This window comes from Amycolatopsis sp. NPDC028719 (assembly GCF_055565395.1).
In genome coordinates this window covers 918,441-939,082 of sequence record NZ_JBVHUL010000004.1, presented here as the reverse complement: position 1 = coordinate 939,082, position 20,642 = coordinate 918,441, and the positions used below count along the sequence as shown (strand labels likewise).

Genomic DNA, 20,642 nt, shown 5'->3' with positions numbered 1-20,642 from the left:
CTCCGATCACGCGAGTCGCGCGCCCGATCACGTGTGTCGGCTCTCCCATCACGAGAGCCGGCTCCTCAATCACGTGAGCTGACTCTCCGATCACGCAAGCCGGCCATCCGGGCACATGGTCAGCCGAAGCGGTCCGGGGAGAACTCCGCATCCTCTGCGATCAGACCGGCATCACGCGTGACTGGAGGGGCATCACGCGTGATTGGAGGGGCATCACGCGTGATCGGGGAGCCGACACGTGTGATTTCGGGGACGACACGCGGCGACGGCCCTCAGTTCCACTCGACGGCGACGCCGGCCAGCCCCGGCCCGGCGTCGCTGAAGAACGCGCTGCTCACGCCGCCCATGTCGCATGCCAGCTCCTCCGCGACCACCGGCAGGGCGTCGTCGCGTGCCCGGACCTGGCGGGTGCAGCGGGCCGGCAGCGCGTTGCGGTCGAAGCGCAGCTGGACCAGGTAGCTCGCGCACCGGTCGCGCAGCATCCGGTAGTAGCCCGGCGACGCCGAGCCCGAGTCGTCGCGGACCTCGTAGCAGAACACGTGGATGTCGCCCTCGGCGAGCTTGCGGTCGAACAGCAGCTCCGTCGCCATCGTGTCCGCGTCGGGGTTGCGGCGCATGCGGCCGATCCGGCAGCCCTCGTCGGTGATCAGCTCGACGTCGTCGATGCGGCAGCCCGGGTCGCCGTTGTAGACCGTCAGGTAGCGGTCCGGGCCGTGGCGGCGGGCCCGCGTCACCAGCCGCGTGCGCAGGCTGACCTGGCGGTGCTCCGCGTCGAACGTGATCGTGTCGTGCACCGACAGCAGCTCGAGGTCGGCGTTGTAGTGGTTCGACGACGGGTACGCGCCCAGCTCGGCGAGCAGGTCCTCGACGATCGACCCCATGTCACCGGAACGCAGGTCGTGGAACGACGCCGCCGGCTGGTGACCGCGGCGGACCAGTCGCGGCCCGATCAGCACCACGAGGGCGTCCGCGGGCAGCTGGAGGACCGATTCCAGGGCCCGGACCGCCGGGAGCGCCTTGGGCACCTCGGGCTGGCGCAGGCCGCGTTGCCAGTAACTCAGCGTGGACTGTCCGATTTGGACTCCGCGCAGCGCGAGGTGCGCGCGCAGCCGCGCGAGCGAGAGGCCGCGATAGGCGATCGCCAGTCTCAGGGCATGGTGGAACTCGCCGGTGCGGAGCGCCTCGGTCAGCTCTTTCGGCAGTTCGGCGACCGATGCCCGGGTCGTGCGGGCGCCATCGATGATCAGTGGGAGGTTCCCGTCTTGTGCCACCGCTCGTCCCTTCACCCGACCAGTGTGTGCGCTGGGCGTGAACACCGCGGAACGTTCACGTTAGCAGCGTAGAGTGCCCGGGCCGACCCCCGTTCAGGGTGGTTGGCCTCGTTGTGGTGACTGTTCCGCGTTCCGGCCGGCCCCCGGAACGGTCCGTTCCACCGGATGGCGTTCTTGCTCCTTGTGACCGGGTTGTTCACCGTTGTGACCACCGCTGGTTCGCCCACGTTCGAGCAGGAGGCCGTCCGTGCTGGTGAAGTCGAGCCGGGTACACGCCACGTTGGCCGTGTGCCTGATGTTGTGCCTGGTCGCGCCGGCCACTGCCGGAGCCGCGCCCGGAGTGCCGTCGACCTTCCAGACCCGAATCACGATGCAGTCCCAGGAACGGAGCCAGTGGTGCTGGGCGGGCTCCGGCGCCACGATCGCGGCCTTCCACGGCGCCGCCGTCAGCCAGACGCGGTTCTGCCAGCTCGCCCACGGTGAGACCGCAACGGACTGCGCGAACCTCCCCGGTACCCTCGCCGACCCGCAGCGAGCCTTCGCCAAGCTCGGGTTCGCGTCGCCGGGGCGCTACCTCGACCACCGCATCTCCTACGCCGACATCCGGACGCAGACCGCGGCGAACCGGCCGGTCGAGACCCGCGTCGGGTACCGCTCAGGCGGCGGCCACGCGCACGTCCTCTACGGCTACGACACCAGCGGCGGCTGGGTGTACTGGGCCGACCCGGGGCCCGCCAAGCGCTACAACTGGTCGATCTACGGCTACTACACGCACAACTCGTCGTTCACCTGGACGCACACGCTCACCGGGATCTCCCGATGAGCAGGCGGGCGCTCGTGCTCGCCGTGCTGACCGGCGCGGCGCTGCTGATGACGGCACCGGTGTCAGGCGCGGCCCAGGCCGCCGGCATCAGCAGCGCCGACGCCGTGGCCGCGCACGCCGCGGCGGCGGACCTCCAGGACACGCTGGTGCGGTTCTTCGCGCAGGCCCCGGACGCGAAGGGGCCGGTGACGGTCCAGGTATCGCCGGAGACATATCCGGTCTACGAGCTCTCGCCGGACTTCGTCGTCGGCAAGCCGGGCGTGTCACCCGGGGAATTCGCCTACTTCGCGATCCCCGTCCGGGCCTCCGACGGCCGCACGGCGACCCTCTGGTCGGTCCGCGACGGCGGCGGCGCGTGGCAGATCGGCAACATCGCCTCGGGCGACGTCGAGACCGCGTACGCGCAGAAGCTGCCGGCGGGCGCCCAGCTGCTGCACGAGCCCCAGGTCGACGCCTGGTACGCGGTGCGCGACGGCAGCGTGACGCCGTTGTCGGAAACCAAGGCCGCGGTCACCGTGGCCGACTACCAGCGGACGGTTTCGCAGCGCTACGCGGACAAGCTGCCCGGCTCGGCCTACGCCCGTCAAGGCGAGGCGGGTGGCTACGACGCGACGTCCCAGGTGATGCCCCGCGGCGACGGCGGCCCGGCACCGTCGAGCCACGACACCGGCTGGGTGCCGCTGCTGATCCTGGTCGGCGTGCTGGCCGTCAGCGGCGCCGGCTACGTGCTGCACCTGAGGCGGATCTCCGCCTGAAGACGAACCGGCGGGCTCGGCGTCGATCACCTTCCACCGAGCCCGCCGGTCCACCACCGTTAGGGTGGCCTCCGTGGGTCGACTGGTGGTCATCGAAGGGCTCGACGGCGCGGGCAAGCGCACGCTCGCCGACGGGCTGACGGACGCGCTGGGCGCGAACGGCGCGAGCGTCGCGAAGCTGGCGTTCCCGCGCTACGGCGAGAGCGTGCACGCCGACCTCGTCAAGGAGGCGCTGCACCGCGGGCACGGCGACCTCGCGGACTCGGTGTACGGCATGGCCGTGCTCTACGCGCTCGACCGCAGCGGCGCGGCGGACGACATCCGCGCACTCCGGGACACGCACGACGTCGTCCTGCTCGACCGTTACGTGGCGTCCAACGCCGCGTACGCGGCCGCGCGGTTGCGGCAGGACGCGGCCGGCGAAGTCGTGAAGTGGGTGTGGGAGCTGGAGATCGGGCGGTTCGGCCTGCCCCGCCCCGACGCGCACCTGCTGCTGCGGGTGGCGCCGGCGGTGGCGGCCGAGCGGGCGGAACGGCGCGCGGAGGCGGGGACCGGCCGCGAGCGCGACGCGTTCGAGACCGACGACGGGCTCCAGCGCCGGTGCGCGGCGGTGTACGACGAGCTGGCGGCGTCGGGCTGGCTGGCGCCGTGGCACGTCCTGGACGGCGTCGCGGGCGTCGACCTCGAAGCACTCGCGAAGACGCTGCTAGCTCAGTAGCCGCGCCGGGTCGAACCTCGCGATCGGGTGGGCCGTCGTGCCGTCGACCACCAGGTCCGCGACGATCTCGCCGATCACCGGCGCGAACTTGAACCCGTGACCGGAGAACCCGCACGCCAGCACCACCCGTTCCTCTTCCGGGTGCGGTGCCACGACGAAGCTCTCGTCGGCCGTGTCGGTGTACATGCACGTCGCCGCGCGGAGGAACGCGCCGGGCAGCGTCGGCAGGTGCCGTTCGACGACGGACGAGATCTCGAGGACCTCCTCGACCGACACCGTCCGGTCGATGCCGTCCGGGGTGCACTCACGGCCGCCGGTGTGGAACGCGACCTTCACGCCGTCCGCGGGCGCGTTGTGCGCCGGGAAGCCGTAGAACGTGTAGCCGTCGCCTTCCCAGAGGTACACCGGGTGCCGCCGGAACGGCGCGACCCCGCCCGCCGGCGCGAACCAGTACTGCACCTGCCGCCGGACCGTGAACTCCACGCCGAAATCGCGCAGCAGCTCGCCGGCCCACGCGCCGGGCGCGAGCACCAGCCGGTCGGCCGTGTAGTAGCTGTGCGACGTCCCGACGCGCACGCCGCCGGCCAGCGTGCTCCAGGTGAACACCTTCTCCTCGTGGTGCAGCTCGGCGCCGCACCGCGCGGCGAGCTGCAGGTGCGCGGCAACGCTGCCCTCGGGCGACACCAGCCCCGCGCCGGGCTCGTACAGCGCGACTTCATCGCTCGATGGCGCCAAGGTCGGGAACCGCCGCCGGATCGCGGGAGCGTCCAGGAGCTCGTGCGGGATACCGAACGCGCGAGCCGAAGCCAGGCTGCCGGTGATCGTGCGCGAGCCGGCCGTGCCGACCATGATCCCGCCGCAGCGGGTGAACAGCCGCCGCCCGCTGTCGCGCTCGAGGCCCTCCCACAGCTCGTGGGCGCGCAGCAGGAGCGGGACGTACTCGGGGCCTTCGAGGTACGCCTGGCGCGTGATCCGCGAACCGCCGTGGCTCGACCCGCGGTTGTGCACCGGCGCGAACTGGTCGATGCCGAGCACCCGCTGCCCGCGCCGCGCCAGCCGGTACGCCGCGGCGCTGCCCATCCCGCCGAGGCCGAGCACGATCACGTCGTAGTGCGTCATGCGACCCTCCCCGGCACGCGCTCGCCGTAGAACTCGATCTCCACCGGTGTCCCGGATCCGCTGTGCTCCACCGGGAGCCAGGCGAAGGCGAGAGCCTGACTCACGGTGTGGCCGTACCCGGCGCTGGTGACGTACCCGGCCGCGCGCCCTTCGACGTACACGGGTTCCTTGCCCTGCAGCACTTTCCCGGTCGTCAGCCGGGTCAGCCGGCGGCTCACGGTCGCCGGGGACCGGCCCGTCAGCGCGTCCCGGCCGAGGAAGTAGCCCTTGTCCCGGTGGACGGCGTCGCCGAGCCCGGCTTCGTAGGGGTCGTGCTCGGTGGTGAAGTCCACGCCGGCGACGGGCGTGCCGGCTTCCAGCCGCAAGCTGGTGAACGCCTGGTGGTCGGCGACGGCGATGTCCCGTTCGCGCAAGGTGTCCCACAGGCGGCGGCCGAGGTCCGCCGTCGTGTGCAGTTCCCAGCCGGGCTCACCCACAGTGGACAGCCGCAGCGCGACGACCGGGACGTCGCCGACGTACGTCTCCTCGGCCGGGAAGTCCGTCGTGGACAGTTCCGGCAGCAGTTCCCCGGCGAGCGGACCCCAGACGCCGGCGCAGCACGTGCCCGACGTCGTTTCGTGGACTTGGACGCTGCCGTCGCCCGGCAGGTGCCGCCGCAGCCAGGCGAAGTCGAGACGGCCGCCGGCGCCGACGTGGAACCGGTCGTCACCGAGGCGGGCCACGGTGAGCCGGCCGCGCACCCCGCCGTCTTCGCCGAGCAGCAGCGTTTCCGTGACCGTGCCCGGTGGTTTCGCGAGATCGCCGGTCGTCATGGTGTGCAGGAACGGCAGCGCGCCGGGGCCGGTGACGGCCAGCCGCGGCACGGACGTCAGGTCGAACATCGCGACGCGCTCGCGGGTCACGAGCGCTTCCGCGCGGGCCTCGGACGAGTACCGCTCCGGCCGCGCCCAGCCGTCCGCCGAACCGAACTGCGTGCCCAGCGCGAGCTGCCGCTCGTGGAAGGGCCCGGTCCGCACCGGCGCCGCGGTGAACCGGGCCGACGGCGCGAACCGGGCGAGGTCGCAGCCGTGCAGCGCGAGGGCCGGCTGCCCGTCGACGAGCCAGCGGGCCAGCTCGCGCGCGACCCCGGCGGAGTGCTCCGCGCGGACGGCCTTCGCCACCCAGAAGCCGTCGATCTCCGGGTGTTCGCCCAGCAGCGGCATCCCGTCGGGGGTGCCGGGCAGCAAGATCGTCGTCGTGGCCCCGGCTTCGGCGTCCCGGAGTGCGGGCAGGAGCGCGACCGCCGGCTCCCACGGGCCGCCGACGCCGAGCCGGTCGACGTGCTCGCGGACGGTCAGCCCGGTGCCGAGGTCGCGCAGCACCGGTTTGCCCGCCTGGACGTGCTCGTCGTTGTGCCCGGCCAGTTCCGGCAGCGGCGACGACCGCGTGTACCGCAGCCGCAGCGGCGCTTCGGGCAGGGCGAGCCCGTCCGAGCCGTCGCAGAAGACGACGACGTCGGCCCGCACCCGCCCGGCCGCGGTGACGACGCCGGTGACGCGGCCGCCGGCCCGCTCGACCGTCACGACCTCCTCGGCGGTGAACCGCGCGCCCCGCGCCTTCGCCCGCCGGGCCTGGGCTTCGGCCGCACGCCGCCCGTGCAGCAGGCCGTCACCGGGGACGTGGAAGCCGCCCAGCAGCCGGGTTTCGTCGAGGAGCGGGTGCAGGTCGGCGCACTCGCGGGGCGTGCGCAGGAAGCCGCGCACGCCCCACGACGTCGCCCAGCCGTGGCGCCGCCGCAGGTCCGCGAGCCGCTCGGGCGTGGTCGCGAGGTCCAGGCTGCCCACCGGGTTGAAGCACCACTGGCCGTCGAGGCCGCCGTACTTCGCGGCGGTGTACTTCGCGAACTCGGTCAGCGTGCGGTCCGCGTCGGTCCGGAACAGCAGCCCCGGCCCCTCGTCCGCCTCGCCGCCGCCCAGGACCGTGACGTCGGTCCAGCCGCGTTCGGTCAGCTCGTCGGCCAGCGCGCAGCCGAGCAGGCCGCCACCGGCGACGACCACCCGGGGCCGTGCTGCCATCGTGTTCCTCCGGGCGACGAAGTTGCGCCTTCGGCAACAACGTGCGTTATGCGCGACGCGGTGTCAAGCGCCCGAAGAGGTGCCCGCTCAGGCGCGGGCGAAGTCCATGACCCAGTTCGATTCCCAGGTCCGCCCGCCGTCGGCGGAGAACTCCTGCTCCCACCGCGGCGAGGACGTGGTCGTGCCGGTCCAGGCGTAGTGCACCTTCACAGGCACGCCGTCGTGGGTGTCTTCGCCGTGGAAGTCGCCGCGGTCGCCGGTGAAGGTGCCGGTGACCGGCGGCTGGAGCAGCCCGGTCCGGCTGTTGGCCCAGTACAGCGACCACTCTTCGCGTTCGACGTCGAAGAGCCGGAGGGTGCAGCCGCGGCCGCCGAGGGTCGGGAAGACGATCTCGTCCATGTTGCCGCCGCCTTCGAAGAGCGACCAGCAGGTCGTCGTGCCGGGGAAGACGGCCCAGTCGTCGCTGCCGGCGAGCAGCTTGCCGAGCCGCCGGTTGGTCACGGTCCAGGAGCCGATGAGGAAGTCGAAGTCGTTCATGGCGGTGATCTTGGGTGGCTGCCACTGACACCTTCTGTCAGTGGTGGCCGGCAGACTTCGCCGGGTGCGTGCGAGCCGGCTGGTGTCCCTGCTTCTGCTGCTGCAGAACCGCGGCCAGATGAGCGCTTCGAAGCTGGCCGCCGAGCTCGGCGTGACCCCGCGGACCGTGTACCGCGACGTCGAGGCGCTCGCGGCCGCGGGCGTCCCGATCTACGCCGAGACCGGTCCCGACGGCGGCTACCAGCTGATGGACGGCTACCGCACCCGGCTGACCGGGCTGACCGCAGGCGAGGCCGGGTCGCTGTTCCTCACCGGCCTGCCGCAACCGGCCGCGGAGCTGGGCCTGGGCGCCCAGGTGGCCGCGGCCGAGCTGAAGCTGATGGCCGCGCTGCCGACGCCGTACCGGGACGCGTCGGTGCGGATCCGGCAGCGCTTCCACCTCGACGCGCCCGGCTGGTACCGCGAGGCCGACCCGGTGCCGCAGCTGCTCGCGGCGGCGGAAGCGCTGTGGCAGGACCAGGTCGTCGAGGTCTCCTACCGGCGCTGGTCACCGGCGCCCGGCGTGGTGACGCGGCGGCTGCACCCGCTCGGCCTCGTGCTCAAGGCCGGTGTCTGGTACCTCGTCGCCGGGCCGAAGGTGCGCACCTACCGCGTCGGGAACATCGAGGAGCTGCGGACGCTCGACGAGCGCTTCACCCGGCCGGCGGGGTTCGACCTGGCGGATTTCTGGCGCGCGAACGTCGAAAGCTACGAGGAGGGCGAAGCCGGCGAGACGGCCGTCGTGCGGCTCTCGGCGGCCGGAATCGCCGCCCTGCCCGACATCCTCGGCCCGCGGGCGGCCCGGCTCGTCTCCCGCACGCTCGAACCCGAGGACGACGCGGGGTGGCGCCGCGCCCGCGTGCCGCTGGAGAACGTGCCCCACGCGGCCGCGGGGCTGCTGCGGCTCGGCGCGGACGCGCAGGTGCTCGAGCCCCCGGAACTGGTGGCCCACATGGGAAACACGATCCGCGCGATGGCGCGGCTGTACCCCTAGTCCCTGAAGTAGCCCAGCTGCGCGGAAAGGTCGTCCGCCGCCTCGGTCATCGGCCGCACGATCTGCTTCACCCGCTGCTTCGAAAGCCGGTACGACGGGCCCGAAGCGCTCATCGCCGCGACGACGTCGCCGCCCGGGCCGTGGATCGGCACGGCGACCGCGTGCATGCCGAGCTCGAGTTCTTCGTAGCAGGCCGCGAAGCCGTCTTCGAGCACCCGTTCCAGCTCGGTCAACAGCTCGTCCGGCTCGACCGTCGTGCGGGGCGTGTACTGCTCGAGCTTCCGCTTCAGCACGCGCTTGCGTTCGGTTTCGGCCATGTACGCCAAGAGGATCTTGCCGCTGGAGGTCGCGTGCAGCGGCGTGCGCTGGCCCGTCCAGTTCTGCGTCGTGATCGCCGCCGAGCCGCGCGCCTGGCTGATGTTGATCGCGACGCCGTCGTCGGCGATGGCGATGTTCACCGTCTCGCCCAGCTCCTCGGCGAGCGAGAGGCAGCTGGCGCGGCCGAGCTTGGCCAGGTCCATCCGGCCGGTCGCGGCGCCGGCCAGCCGCACGATGCCGAACCCGATCGCGTACTTCCCGCGGTCGCCGAGCTGCTCGACGAGGCCTCTGGACTCCAGGACGCTGAGCAGCCGCGACGCCGTCGACTTGTGGACGCCCAGCTCGCCCGCGATCTCGGTGATGCCGGTCTCGCCGTTGCGGGCGAGCAGCTCCAGCACGCTGATGGCCCGGTCGACCGACTGCACCTGGCTTGGGGTCGCGTTGCCGCCGGCCGAGGCCCGCTTTCCCGCCGAGGTTGCGTCAGCAGAGTCCTGGTTCCGCATAGCGCAACACTATCCGTTTTGTGCCGGTCCTATCGGCTGAGTGGGCGAATCTCTTGACGCGGCCGCCGCCGGAGTCCGTGTTCCACACCGAGGACGGCTCCTTCGCCGTCGACGGCACCGGCACCGGCACCCGACCCACCAGGACGCCTCACTGGCACGTCGACGCACCTGTCCCGGCCGTCTCCTGAACCGTCCGGGGGCACCCGGATGGAGCAGGCGCCGGTCGCGATCTTGATCTTTCTGGTGGTCAAACACGCGGGTCGCGCGTCCGGCCGCCGGAACTAGTGCGAATATGTGGACATGAAGGCACGTGTTCTCGTGGTCGATGACGACCCCGCCCTCGCGGAGATGCTCACCATCGTGCTCCGTGGGGAGGGGTTCGACACGGCCGTGGTCGCCGACGGTTCGCGCGCGCTGCCCGCGTTGCGCGAGCTGAAACCCGACCTCGTCCTGCTCGACCTGATGCTGCCCGGGATGAACGGGATCGACGTCTGCAAGGCGATCCGCGCCGAGTCCGGGGTGCCGATCGTCATGCTCACCGCCAAGAGCGACACCGTCGACATCGTCCTCGGCCTGGAGTCCGGCGCGGACGACTACGTCGTCAAGCCGTTCAAGCCGAAGGAGCTGGTCGCGCGGGTCCGGGCCCGGATGCGCCGCACCGAGGCCGAACCCGCGGAGTCGCTCACCATCGGCGATCTGGCGATCGACGTGCCGGGCCACGAGGTCACGCGCGAGGGCAAGGCCATCCCGCTGACCCCGCTGGAGTTCGACCTGCTGGTGGCGCTGGCCCGCAAGCCGCGCCAGGTGTTCACCCGCGAGGTGCTGCTCGAGCAGGTGTGGGGCTACCGGCACGCGGCGGACACCCGCCTGGTGAACGTGCACGTCCAGCGGCTGCGTTCCAAGGTGGAGAAGGACCCGGAACACCCCGAGGTGGTGTTGACCGTTCGCGGTGTCGGGTACAAGGCCGGCCCACCGTGAGGAGTCGATGACCACCACGGAGACCGGTAGACGGCTCCCCGCGTTCGCGCGTTCGACGGCACGCCTGGTGCGGCGTGTCGTCGTTTTCGCGCGCCGTCGCGCGGTTGCGTTCAACGAGCTGTGGAAGCACTCGCTGCAGTTCCGCGTCACCATCTCGACGCTCGCGCTGTCCTCGGCCGTGGTCTTCGTGCTCGGCATGGTGCTGCAGAACCAGATCACCGAGCGCCTGCTGGACACCAAGCGCGAAGCGGCCTTCGCGCAGACCCGCGCGGCTGCGGACACCGCCGCCGGCGAGCTCGTCGGCCTCGGCGGCGAGACGGACGAGGCGATGACCGGCCGCCTCCAGAACGCGCTCAAGAAGATCGCGATCACGCCGACCAGCCAGGACGCGGCCGGCTCGGCGGCCGGCACGTTCGTCCCGGTGCTGGCCAGCGGCGGCCACGACCAGTCCGGCAAGGAACCCACGTCGGCCGGGCCGTTCCAGAACGTGCCGCCGCGGCTGCGCCAGTTCGTCGAAGCCAACGAGATGAGCTGGCTCGAGCACACGGTCAGCGACACCGACGGCGGGCGCACCACGTACCTGATCGTCGGCACGCCGCTCAACACCGTCGCCAGCCCGCTGCAGCTCTACCTGCTGTTCCCGCTGACGACCGAGCAGAACACCGTCGCGACCGTGCAGAACACGCTGCTGGTCGGCGGGCTGGTGCTGCTGCTCCTGCTCGCGGGGATCACGAACCTGGTGACGCGGCAGGTGGTCCGGCCGGTCCGGCAGGCCGCCGCGGCGGCCGAGCAGTTCGCCGGCGGCGATCTCGACCAGCGCCTCACCGTGCTCGGCGAGGACGACCTGGCGAAGCTCGCGGTGTCCTACAACGGGATGGCCGCGAGCATCCAGCGTCAGATCCGCCAGCTCGAGGACTTCGGCGGGCTGCAGCGCCGGTTCACCTCCGACGTCTCGCACGAGCTGCGCACGCCGCTGACGACCGTCCGGATGGCCGCGGACGTGCTGCACGCGTCGCGCGAGCAGTTCCCGGCCGGGCTCGCGCGCTCGACCGAGCTGCTGGTCGACGAGCTCGACCGGTTCGAGTCGCTGCTCGGCGACCTGCTGGAGATCAGCAGGCTCGACGCCGGTGTCGAAGACCTGTCGGCGGAGTTCATCGACGTCCGCCCGATCGCCACCCGCGCGGTCGAGCAGGTGCGGGTGATCGCCGGCAACGCGGGCAGTTCGGTGGAGCTCGTGCTGCCCGACGAGGAGGTCATCGCCGAAGTCGACGCCCGGCGCGTCGAGCGGATCCTGCGCAACCTGCTCGGCAACGCCGTCGACCACAGCGAAGGCCGGCCGGTGGTGCTCACCGTCGGGGCCAACGAGACCGCGGTCGCGGTGACCGTCCGGGACCACGGCGTCGGCCTGCGGCCCGGCGAGGCCGACCTGGTGTTCAACCGGTTCTGGCGCGCCGACCCGTCGCGCAACCGGCGCACCGGCGGCACCGGGCTCGGCCTGGCGATCAGCCAGGAGGACGCGCGCCTGCACGGCGGCGAGCTCGACGCGTGGGGCGAGCCCGGCGACGGCGCGTGCTTCCGGCTCGTGCTGCCGCGCCGGCAGGACGTGCCCGTCGGCGACCCGCCGCTGGCGCTGCCGCCGCCCGACCGCGTGGCCGCCGAGGTGCCCCTCGGGCTGATCGAGATCACGCCGGCGCCCGAGGCGATCTTCGCGGAACGTGAGGAAATCGGTCAGTGACACATCACGCTTTTCGGGGGTCCGGGTGGCGGAGCCCCCGGCCCGGGGCGGAGCCCCGGTTGGCACAGGGTTTGCGGAGGGGCAGGCGGCTGCTGCTGCCTGTGGCGCTGTGCCTGGCGCTGGTCGCCGGCTGTGCGAACGTGCCGCTGGAGTCGCAGCCCGTCGTCGTCTCCGGCGAACGCCAGGGCCAGGGCTCGGGTGACGTCGTGCCGGAACCGAAGCCCAACAGCGACCCGCTCACCCTCGTGCGCGACTTCGTCGGCGCGACCCTGAAGCCGGGCCAGAACAACGCCGCCGCCCGCGCGTACCTCGACGAGCAGGGCCGGGCGAACTGGCGCCCGAGCCGAAGCCTGACGATCATCCAGGACACCTTCGGCACGGTCTACGACCCGGCTCCGCAGCCGGACCCGAACACCCTCGTGGTCAACGTGCGCGGGATCGACATCGGCACGCTCGACCAGAACAGCGCGTTCGTGCCGGACTACAGCCCGGCGGCGCTCAAGATCAAGGTTCGCAAGCAGGCGAACGGCCAGTGGCGGATCGTCGACCCGCCGCCGGACCTGTACGCGACCGAGTCCGACTTCAGCGAGAACTACACCGCGGTGCCGGTGAACTTCTACTCGGAGCAGTCGGCCACGTTCGTCCCCGACCGGCGTTACGTCGTCGCGAAGCCGCAGTCCGGGTTGCCGAGCCGGGTGATGTACCTGCTGGTCAACGGGCCGTCGACGAGCCTGGCCGGGTCGGTGAAGAACCTGCTCGGCGAGCCGGTGGAGATCGACACGAACGTCAAGAGCCTCGACGACGGGACGCTGCTGGTGCCGCTGACCGGGCTGTCCGGGGTCGCCGACGACATCCGGAACCTGATCGCCGCGCAGATCGTCCTCACGCTGCAGTACGTGACGTCGGCGCGGATCCGGATCCTCGCCGACGGCGCCCCGCTGGTCGCGAACCACCCGGACTGGCGGTCGAACGACCTGCCCTCCTACGGCGCGAACCTGTCGCCGAACCTGGTGCTGCAGGGCCTGATGACGGTGGACGGCCGGGTGCGGTCCCTGAGTGACGGTGCCCCGGTCGGGGGCCCGGCGGGCAACGGCGGCTACGACGTCGTGAGCGCGGCCCAGTCGATCGACGGGAAGCGCCTGGCGGTCGTGGAGCGCGACAGCGGCCGGGTCCGGCTCCGCATCGGCGACCTGGGACACGACCTGCCGCCGGCGGGCCTGGCCGGGTCGACGTTGAGCCGGCCGACGTGGCGGCCGGGCACCGGTGAGGTGTGGACGGTGGTCGACCACACGTCGGTGGGCCGGATGGTGGTGAACCAGGACAACCAGTGGACGGCGCTGGTGGTCAACGCGACGGACCTCACCCAGCAGGGTGACATCACGGAGTTGCGGTTCTCCCGCGACGGCGCCCGGGTGGCGGCGGTGGTGAAGGGGCAGCTGTGGGTGGCGTCGGTGGTCGGCACCGGCGATTCGGTGGCCCTGCGCGAGCCGCGGCTGCTGCAGCCGCACGACCTCAACGACGTGGTCGACGTGGACTGGGTGGCCCAGGACATGCTGGTGGTGGCGACGAGGTCGCCGTCCCAGCCGGTGGTCCGCGTGACCGTGGACGGGCAGCGGATGGACGCGTTCAACAGCTCCAACCTGACGCCCCAGGTCCACGGCGTGACGGCGGCGCCGAGCCGCGCGATCGTGGTGGCGGACGCGAACGGGCTGTGGGTGGCGTCGGCGCTGGGTGAGGTGTGGCGGCCGCAGGCCCACTCGATGAAGGACGCGGATCCGTTCTACCCGGGCTGATCAGGCCGGTTTCGGAAACTGTCGGTGGTGGTGGGGACACTGTCCGTGTGCTGCTGCTCGATTTGCTGATCCCCGCCCGGTGCGCCGGCTGCGGGGCCCGCGGAGCGCCGTGTTGCGCCCGGTGCGCGGGGGTGTGGAGTTCGGTGTCCGAGGTCGTCCGGGTCCCGGTGGCCGGGGTGGCGCGGGTGTTCGCACTGGCCCGGTACCGCGGCGTGGCGCGGCGGTTGCTGATCGCCTACAAGGAACGCGGGCGCCGGGATCTGGCCGCATCCCTGGGGCGGGCGTTGGCGGAGGCGCTGGTCGTCCTGCCGCCGCGCGCTTTCGCAGGTGCCCGGAATGGTTCGGATTCCGCGCGGGCTCGGGCGGTTTGCCTGGTGCCGGCCCCGAGCCGTCGATCGGCGGCCCGGGTACGCGGCGGCCCCCACGTGGAGCGCCTGGCCGCCGCGGCGGCGAGCGTCCTGGCGGGGTGGGGTTTCGAAGTCGCGGTGGCCCCGGCCCTGGAGCTGACGGGCGGCGCGCGTGACGCGGTCGGCCTGGATCGCGCGGAGCGGGCGGCCAACCTCGCGGGCCGGCTGCGGTTCCGCGAAGCGGGGCGTCCACCGCCGGGATTCCCGGTGGTGGTGCTGGACGACGTGATCACGACCGGGGCTACGGCGGCCGCTTGCGTGCGAGCTTTGGAGGGGGAGGGAATCGAGGTCGCCGCGGTGCTGACGCTGCTCGCGGCCGGGTGATTCGTGGCGCCTTTACCGCGCGGGCGCCGGCTCCGGCGCTGCTCGGTATCCGGCATGGCTCAGCAGTGCCCGAACCCGCGCTGGAGGACTCCCGCCGCCAGTCGACGAGGTAGCCCGCCGCTGCCATCCGTGCCACCGGCCTCGGCTGCAGCGGTTCCGCGAGACGGCTGCAGCGGTTCTGCCCACCGCAGGCCGCGGCACTGCCGCGGCTGCCGCCCGGCTTCACTCGTCGGTGTGGCAGGCCGTCCCTGCTCGCGCACAGCCGCGCCGACCACCGCAAACCCACCACCGCGCCCGCGCCCCCGGCCTCACCCCGCACCCGGGTGACCCCAACGTCACCTACACGAGTGACATCCGCCGGGAACGCAACCAGCCCCGCGGCCGTTGTCCGGGCATGAGGGTGTCGATCACCAACACTCGGCCGCCGCGCCACTCCACCGGGGTGGCGGATGCGGCGGACGTGGCCGTCACCCTCGGCGTCCACCAGCCGGCGGCGCTGCGCCGTCCGTGTGAACCCGCGGCGATCGCGCCGCGTCCGACCAGCGGGAGTTTTCTGGTGTTCACCCTCCGCTCACTGCGCGGGGTGACGGAGTCTCATTCCTCGACATCCCCCGGCTCGGGGGCTGTTGCAACGGGCGTGAGGAAGCTAACGTGCTCCGCTATCAGCAATCCCCGCAGGCAGGGAGGTGACGAGCCCATGTCCCTGGCGCCGGAGGTGCGCTGAGTCCGCGCTCGGGCTCCCGGCACGAGACGTCGTGAACCGTTCCCGAGTTCCTTCTCAGCCCGCGATCCGGGCTTCCGTCCCCGCTACACCGGCGCCGTGTGTGAACTCAACAGCTCGCAGTCATCTCAGCGAGGGAGGTCGTGTATGGACATCGTCGTTAAGGGCCGCAACGTAGAGGTGCCCGAGCACTATCGGGCACTCGTCAGCGAAAAGCTGGCCCGCCTCGAGCGCTACGACAGGAAAGTCATCCGGTACGACGTGGAACTGTTCCACGAACCCAATCGGCGTCAGGCCAAGAGCTGCCAGCGCGTCGAAATCACCGGAAAGGGGCGTGGCCCGGCCGTACGCGCTGAAGCGTGTGCCGCCGACTTCTACGCAGCGCTCGATTCCGCAGTCACCAAGCTGGAAAACCGGCTGCGGAGGACACACGACCGGAGGCGCGTGCACTACGGGCGCAGCCGCCCGGAATCGGTCGCCGAAGCGACCTCGGTGCTGCCGAGTGGTGGATCCCCGGCCGCAGCCAGTCCCGCCGCGCGTACCGCGGTGTTGGAAGCACCCGAAGCCGAACCGCAGACGAACGGCTTCGCGAGTGCGGGAGAGATCCATCTGCCCCAGCAGCAGAGCTGGGCCGACGACGACCTCGGTCACCAGCCCGGTCGCGTCGTTCGCGAGAAGCAGCACACCGCGGAGCCCATGACGGTGGACCAGGCTCTCTACGAGATGGAGCTGGTCGGCCACGACTTCTACCTCTTCAACGACTCGGACGCGGGCCGGCCCAGCGTGGTCTACCGGCGGAAAGGCTTCGACTACGGCGTGATCCGGCTCGGCTGAGCCGGCACTGAAGGAGGCCTGCCGGATGGCCCGCACGCGGCTCGCGTGCGGGCCATCCGCACGTCAGGACCTACGGCGTGTGCACACGACGCCTGCCGTTCCCTACGATGGGGTGGGACGGTGGCGCCGACCACGGCGGCCGCCGCGGGAAAACCTGCCCGGGACCGGCCCGGGCGCACTCATGATCAGCTAGTGAGGTCGACCGGATGGTGCTGAACCGCCTGCTCCGCGCGGGTGAGGGCAAGATGGTGAAGCGGCTGCGCAACATCGCCGATCACATCAACACCCTCGAAGACGACGTCAAGGACCTGACCGACGCCGAGCTGCGGGCCAAGACCGATGAGTTCCGCAAGCGGAACGGCGAGGGCGAGTCGCTCGACGACCTGCTGCCGGAGGCCTTCGCGGTCGTCCGGGAAGCGGCCAAGCGGGTGCTCGGCCAGCGTCACTTCGACGTCCAGCTCATGGGCGGCGCGGCGCTGCACCTCGGTCAGGTCGCCGAGATGAAGACCGGTGAGGGCAAGACGCTGACCTGCGTTCTCCCGGCCTACCTCAACGCCATCCCCGGCAAGGGCGTCCACGTCGTCACGACGAACGACTACCTGGCCAAGCGCGACTCGGAGTGGATGGGCCGCATCCACCGGTTCCTCGGCCTCGAGGTCGGCGTCATCCTTTCGGAGCAGCAGCCGGAGGTCCGGCGCGCCCAGTACAACGCCGACATCACCTACGGCACGAACAACGAGTTCGGCTTCGACTACCTGCGCGACAACATGGCGTGGAGCCTCGACGACTGCGTGCAGCGCGGGCACTACTACGCCGTCGTCGACGAGGTGGACTCGATCCTCATCGACGAGGCCAGGACGCCGCTGATCATCTCGGGCCCGGCGGACCAGTCGTCGCGGTGGTACGTCGAGTTCGCCCGGCTCGCCCCGCTGATGAACGGCATCGACACCACGAACATGGGGTCGCGGGAGCGCACCGAGAAGGCGAACCTGATCAACTCGAAGTACCACTACGAGGTCGACGTCCGGAAGCGCACCGTCGCCGTCACCGAGAAGGGCGTCCGGTTCGTCGAGGACCAGCTCGGCATCGAGAACCTCTACGAGGCCGCGAACACCCCGCTGGTCGGCTACCTGAACAACGCGCTGAAGGTCCAGGAGCTCTTCCACAAGGACAAGGACTACATCGTCCGCAACGGCGAAGTCATGATCGTCGACGAGTTCACCGGGCGCATCCTGGTCGGCCGCCGCTACAACGAGGGCATGCACCAGGCGATCGAGGCCAAGGAAAAGGTCGAGATCAAGGCCGAGAACCAGACGCTGGCGACGATCACGCTCCAGAACTACTTCCGCCTCTACGAGAAGCTGTCCGGCATGACCGGTACGGCCGAGACCGAGGCCGCGGAGTTCCACCAGACCTACAAGCTGGGTGTGGTGCCGATCCCGACGAACCGCCCGATGGTCCGCGCCGACCAGCCGGACCTGATCTACAAGACCGAAGAAGCGAAGTACGAGGCGGTCGCCGAGGACATCGCCGAGCGGCACGAGAAGGGCCAGCCGGTCCTGGTCGGCACGACGAGCGTCGAGAAGTCCGAGAGGCTGTCGAAGCTGCTGGTGAAGCTGAGCGTGCCGCACGAGGTGCTGAACGCGAAGCACCACGACCGCGAGGCGCTGATCGTCGCGCGGGCCGGCCAGAAGGGCGCCGTCACGGTCGCCACGAACATGGCGGGCCGCGGTACCGACATCGTGCTGGGCGGCAACCCCGACCTGATCGCCGACCAGGTGCTGCGGGAGCGGGGCCTGGACCCGGTCGAGCACTCCGAGGAGTACGAGGCCGCGTGGCCCGAGGTCCTGGAGCAGGTCAAGGCGGAGTCGAAGGCCGAAGCCGAAGAGGTCCGCGAGGCCGGCGGCCTGTACGTGCTGGGCACCGAGCGGCACGAGTCGCGCCGCATCGACAACCAGCTCCGCGGCCGGTCGGGCCGCCAGGGCGACCCCGGCGAGTCCCGCTTCTACCTCTCGCTCGGTGACGAGCTCATGCGCCGCTTCAACGCGACGATGGTCGAGCGCGTCATGACGACCATGCGGCTGCCCGACGACGTGCCGATCGAGCACAAGATGGTCTCCAAGGCCATCAAGAGCGCGCAGACCCAGGTCGAGCAGATCAACATGGAGCAGCGCAAGGACGTCCTCAAGTACGACGAGGTCATGAACGAGCAGCGCAAGGTGATCTACGCCGAGCGCCACCGCGTCCTGGCCGGCGAGAACATGCGCGAGCAGATCGAGGGCATGCTCGTCGACGTTGTCAACGCCTATGTGGACGGCGCGACCGCCAACGGCTACGCCGAGGACTGGGACCACGAGAAGCTGTGGACGGCCCTGAAGCAGCTCTACCCGGTCAGCATCGACTGGGACGACCTGATGGAGGACGGCGACCTCGACGCGCAGGGCCTGCGTGACGCCCTGGTGCAGGACGCCCGCAACGCCTACGACAAGCGCGAAGCGGAGATCAACGCGCTCGTCGGCCCGGACGGCATGCGGACCCTGGAGCACCAGGTGATGCTGACGGTCCTGGACCGCAAGTGGCGCGAGCACCTCTACGAGATGGACTACCTCAAGCAGGGCATCGGCATGCGGGCGCTCGCGCAGCGCGACCCGCTGATCGAGTACCAGCGCGAGGGCTTCGACATGTTCCGCGCGATGCTCGACTCGCTGAAGGAGGAGGCCGTCGGCTTCCTGTTCAACCTGCAGGTCGAGCGGGCCGAGGCGCCGCCGGCGGAAGACGCCGCCGCGCTGCCCACGGGCGTCGCTTCGGGCAACGGCCAGGCAGCGCCCTCGGAAGGCCGGCACGCGCGGCCGGCGCCGCCGCAGCCGCCGACGACCGACACCGAGTCCGTCCCGGCCGCCCTGCGCGGCAAGGGCCTCGGCGGCGGTGGCCAGCCGTCGGGCGTGACGCTGTCCGGCCCGGGCGAGGACGGCGAGGTCGAGTCCCACGCCGACGGCGGGGCGCAGGCCGCGGGCGGTGGCGGCGGGGGAACCCGCCGGGACCGTCGTGCCGCGCAGCGTGACGCCCAGAAGAAGGGCAAGAAGGGCCCGCGTCGCTGACGTAGTGAACAGGGCCGGGGTGCGTGCGCACCCCGGCCCTGTTTTGTTGCCAGGGGGAGCAGCTGATGGATCCGCAGGAGTTCTTCGCGTTGTTCGGTGCCGGGCGGCGGCCGGATCCGTACCCGCATTACCGGCGGTGGCGCGAGCGCTTCCCGGTCGCGGAACTGGCCGAGCGGATGTTCGCGGTCAGCGGGTTCGCCGAGGCGACGCAGGTGCTGCGCGACCCGGCCTTCGGGCACCCCGAACCGGAGTACCTGGATCCGGCGGACCGGCTTCCGGACCAGCCGGTCGACGAATCGGGACGCGTGGTCCGGGCGTTCCTGTCCCTGAACCCGCCCGACCACACGCGGCTGCGGCGGCTGGCGGCGAAGGCGTTCACACCGCGGATGGTCGAGCGGCTGACGCCGCGGATCGAGGAGCTCACCGCGTCACTCGTCGACGGCATGCGGGGCGAGGCCGACCTGATGACGTCGCTGGCGAAGCCGTTGCCGGTCGAGGTGATCGCGGAGCTGCTCGGCGTGCCGCTGGACGACCGCGAGCGCTTCGCGGAGTGGTCGCACGCGATGGCGCGGGCGCTGGACCCGCCGTTCCTGCAGCACCCGGACACGATCGAGCCGGCGGTCCGGGCGCGGCAGTCGTTCGTCGGCTACTTCCGCTCGTTGGCGGAGCAGCGGCGGCACGAGCCGGGCGACGACCTGTTGTCCGCGCTGGTGGCGGTGTCCGACGCGGGTGACGTGCTCAGCGAGGGCGAGCTGCTGGTGACGCTGACGCTCCTGCTGATCGCCGGCCACGAGACGACGACGAACCTGATCGGCAACGGGGTCCTGGCGATGCTGCGCCACAACGGGCTGAGCGCGGCGGCGCCCGAGCGCGTGGTGGAGGAGGTGCTGCGCTACGACTCCCCGGTCCAGCTGACGGCCCGGACAGCGTTGCGCGACACGGCTTTGGGTGGGCTGCCGGTGCCGACGGGCAGCCAGGCGATCGTCCTGATCGGAGCGGCCAACCGCGACCCGGCGGCGGGCCCGGACCCGGAGTCGTTCGACCCGCTCCGGCCCCCGGGGCGGCACCTGGCGTTCGGCCAGGGAATCCACTTCTGCCTCGGCGCCCCGCTCGCGAGGCTGGAGGCCCGCATCGTGTTCCGGGAGCTGGCCCGCCGCGCGCCGGAGATGCGGCCGGCGGAACCTCCCGAGTGGACGGCGACGACGACCCTGCGCGGCTTGGCGAAGCTCCCGGTCGTGCTCTGAAGGCCACCATGAGGCATCCAGTGCTCTCATGGTGGCCTTCAGAGACTCGGGCCGTCGGGGTGTGGCGGTGAGCGGGCCGCCAGGAGGCGGCTCACGCCGCCGCCGGGCGGCGGGTATGCCGGCTTGGCCATTCTGGCCCAGCCACGACGTCCGATCTCGACCGAATCCCGCTGCCCAGCGGCTTCCGCCGCCGGGCAGCGGGTCTGCCGGGCCGGCTACTCCGGCCCGGCCGCGTCCGTCCGATTCCGACCGAATACGGGCCGGCGGCCCGGCGACCAGCGCACCCGGCGGGGGGGGGGGGGGGGCCTGCCCCCGCAACCCCCTCCCGCCCTTCTACCCTCCCACAAACCCCCCATGTTGCGCTCCGGGTCTCCCCT

At 71.7% G+C, this 20,642-nt stretch carries 16 protein-coding genes; 11 read left to right on the top strand and 5 right to left on the bottom strand.

What is annotated here, in order from left to right; translation table 11 throughout:
• Nucleotides 1-272 precede the first annotated feature (272 nt).
• Entirely contained in the window at nucleotides 273-1,271 is a 999-nt protein-coding gene (locus ACZ4TR_RS23030) for a hypothetical protein (RefSeq protein ID WP_285477926.1), read from the bottom strand.
• 247 nt (nucleotides 1,272-1,518) lie between these two features.
• On the opposite strand from ACZ4TR_RS23030, the gene ACZ4TR_RS23025 reads away from it, so the two are divergent.
• The 3 genes from ACZ4TR_RS23025 to ACZ4TR_RS23015 all read left to right on the top strand — a co-directional run bounded on the left by ACZ4TR_RS23025 (nucleotide 1,519) and on the right by ACZ4TR_RS23015 (nucleotide 3,567).
• Nucleotides 1,519-2,094: a papain-like cysteine protease family protein gene (locus tag ACZ4TR_RS23025; RefSeq protein ID WP_465288922.1), complete on the top strand. Its 576-nt coding sequence runs from the start codon at nucleotides 1,519-1,521 to the stop codon at nucleotides 2,092-2,094.
• Nucleotides 2,091-2,849, top strand: a complete 759-nt coding sequence (locus ACZ4TR_RS23020; protein ID WP_465288921.1) for a hypothetical protein — start codon at nucleotides 2,091-2,093, stop codon at nucleotides 2,847-2,849. Before ACZ4TR_RS23025 ends, ACZ4TR_RS23020 begins: the two co-directional genes overlap by 4 nt.
• 64 nt (nucleotides 2,850-2,913) lie before the next feature.
• Nucleotides 2,914-3,567 carry a dTMP kinase gene (locus tag ACZ4TR_RS23015; RefSeq protein WP_465288920.1) on the top strand — a complete coding sequence of 218 codons (654 nt, stop codon included), beginning with the start codon at nucleotides 2,914-2,916 and terminating at the stop codon, nucleotides 3,565-3,567.
• On the opposite strand, the gene solA is transcribed toward ACZ4TR_RS23015, so the two are convergent.
• The 3 genes from solA to ACZ4TR_RS23000 form a co-directional block, all read right to left on the bottom strand.
• A complete protein-coding gene (gene solA / locus ACZ4TR_RS23010) occupies nucleotides 3,556-4,686 on the bottom strand; it encodes an N-methyl-L-tryptophan oxidase (RefSeq protein WP_465288919.1) in 1,131 nt (376 codons plus the stop codon). The genes ACZ4TR_RS23015 and solA overlap by 12 nt on opposite strands.
• Nucleotides 4,683-6,740 (bottom strand): FAD-dependent oxidoreductase, encoded by a 2,058-nt coding sequence (locus ACZ4TR_RS23005; protein WP_465288918.1) that lies wholly within the window; start codon nucleotides 6,738-6,740, stop codon nucleotides 4,683-4,685. Before ACZ4TR_RS23005 ends, solA begins: the two co-directional genes overlap by 4 nt.
• Nucleotides 6,741-6,827: 87 nt before the next feature.
• Nucleotides 6,828-7,277: a hypothetical protein gene (locus ACZ4TR_RS23000; RefSeq protein ID WP_465288917.1), complete on the bottom strand. Its 450-nt coding sequence runs from the start codon at nucleotides 7,275-7,277 to the stop codon at nucleotides 6,828-6,830.
• Nucleotides 7,278-7,341: 64 nt separating this feature from the next.
• On the opposite strand from ACZ4TR_RS23000, the gene ACZ4TR_RS22995 reads away from it, so the two are divergent.
• Nucleotides 7,342-8,310, top strand: a complete 969-nt coding sequence (locus ACZ4TR_RS22995; protein WP_465288916.1) for a helix-turn-helix transcriptional regulator — start codon at nucleotides 7,342-7,344, stop codon at nucleotides 8,308-8,310.
• On the opposite strand, the gene ACZ4TR_RS22990 is transcribed toward ACZ4TR_RS22995, so the two are convergent.
• The gene (locus tag ACZ4TR_RS22990) at nucleotides 8,307-9,131 is read right to left on the bottom strand and encodes an IclR family transcriptional regulator (protein WP_465288915.1); all 825 of its coding nucleotides are present in this window, start codon (nucleotides 9,129-9,131) and stop codon (nucleotides 8,307-8,309) included. The genes ACZ4TR_RS22995 and ACZ4TR_RS22990 overlap by 4 nt on opposite strands.
• Nucleotides 9,132-9,431: 300 nt before the next feature.
• Here ACZ4TR_RS22990 and mtrA point away from each other — a divergent pair, with 300 nt between their 5' ends.
• The 7 genes from mtrA (at nucleotide 9,432) to ACZ4TR_RS22955 (ending at nucleotide 20,265) form a co-directional block, all read left to right on the top strand.
• Nucleotides 9,432-10,109 (top strand): MtrAB system response regulator MtrA, encoded by a 678-nt coding sequence (gene mtrA, locus ACZ4TR_RS22985; protein WP_005150760.1) that lies wholly within the window; start codon nucleotides 9,432-9,434, stop codon nucleotides 10,107-10,109.
• A gap of 7 nt (nucleotides 10,110-10,116) precedes the next feature.
• On the top strand, nucleotides 10,117-11,844 hold the full coding sequence (gene mtrB, locus ACZ4TR_RS22980; protein WP_364527086.1) for an MtrAB system histidine kinase MtrB: 1,728 nt from the start codon (nucleotides 10,117-10,119) through the stop codon (nucleotides 11,842-11,844).
• A gap of 59 nt (nucleotides 11,845-11,903) precedes the next feature.
• Entirely contained in the window at nucleotides 11,904-13,637 is a 1,734-nt protein-coding gene (locus ACZ4TR_RS22975) for an LpqB family beta-propeller domain-containing protein (RefSeq protein ID WP_465288914.1), read from the top strand.
• 50 nt (nucleotides 13,638-13,687) lie between these two features.
• A complete protein-coding gene (locus ACZ4TR_RS22970) occupies nucleotides 13,688-14,368 on the top strand; it encodes a ComF family protein (RefSeq protein ID WP_465288986.1) in 681 nt (226 codons plus the stop codon).
• Nucleotides 14,369-15,236: 868 nt separating this feature from the next.
• Nucleotides 15,237-15,923: a ribosome hibernation-promoting factor, HPF/YfiA family gene (hpf, locus tag ACZ4TR_RS22965; protein ID WP_465288913.1), complete on the top strand. Its 687-nt coding sequence runs from the start codon at nucleotides 15,237-15,239 to the stop codon at nucleotides 15,921-15,923.
• 206 nt (nucleotides 15,924-16,129) lie between these two features.
• Entirely contained in the window at nucleotides 16,130-19,021 is a 2,892-nt protein-coding gene (gene secA, locus ACZ4TR_RS22960; RefSeq protein WP_465288912.1) for a preprotein translocase subunit SecA, read from the top strand.
• A 65-nt stretch (nucleotides 19,022-19,086) separates the two neighbouring features.
• Complete coding sequence (locus tag ACZ4TR_RS22955; protein WP_465288911.1) at nucleotides 19,087-20,265, top strand: cytochrome P450; 1,179 nt, start codon at nucleotides 19,087-19,089, stop codon at nucleotides 20,263-20,265.
• Nucleotides 20,266-20,642 lie beyond the last annotated feature (377 nt).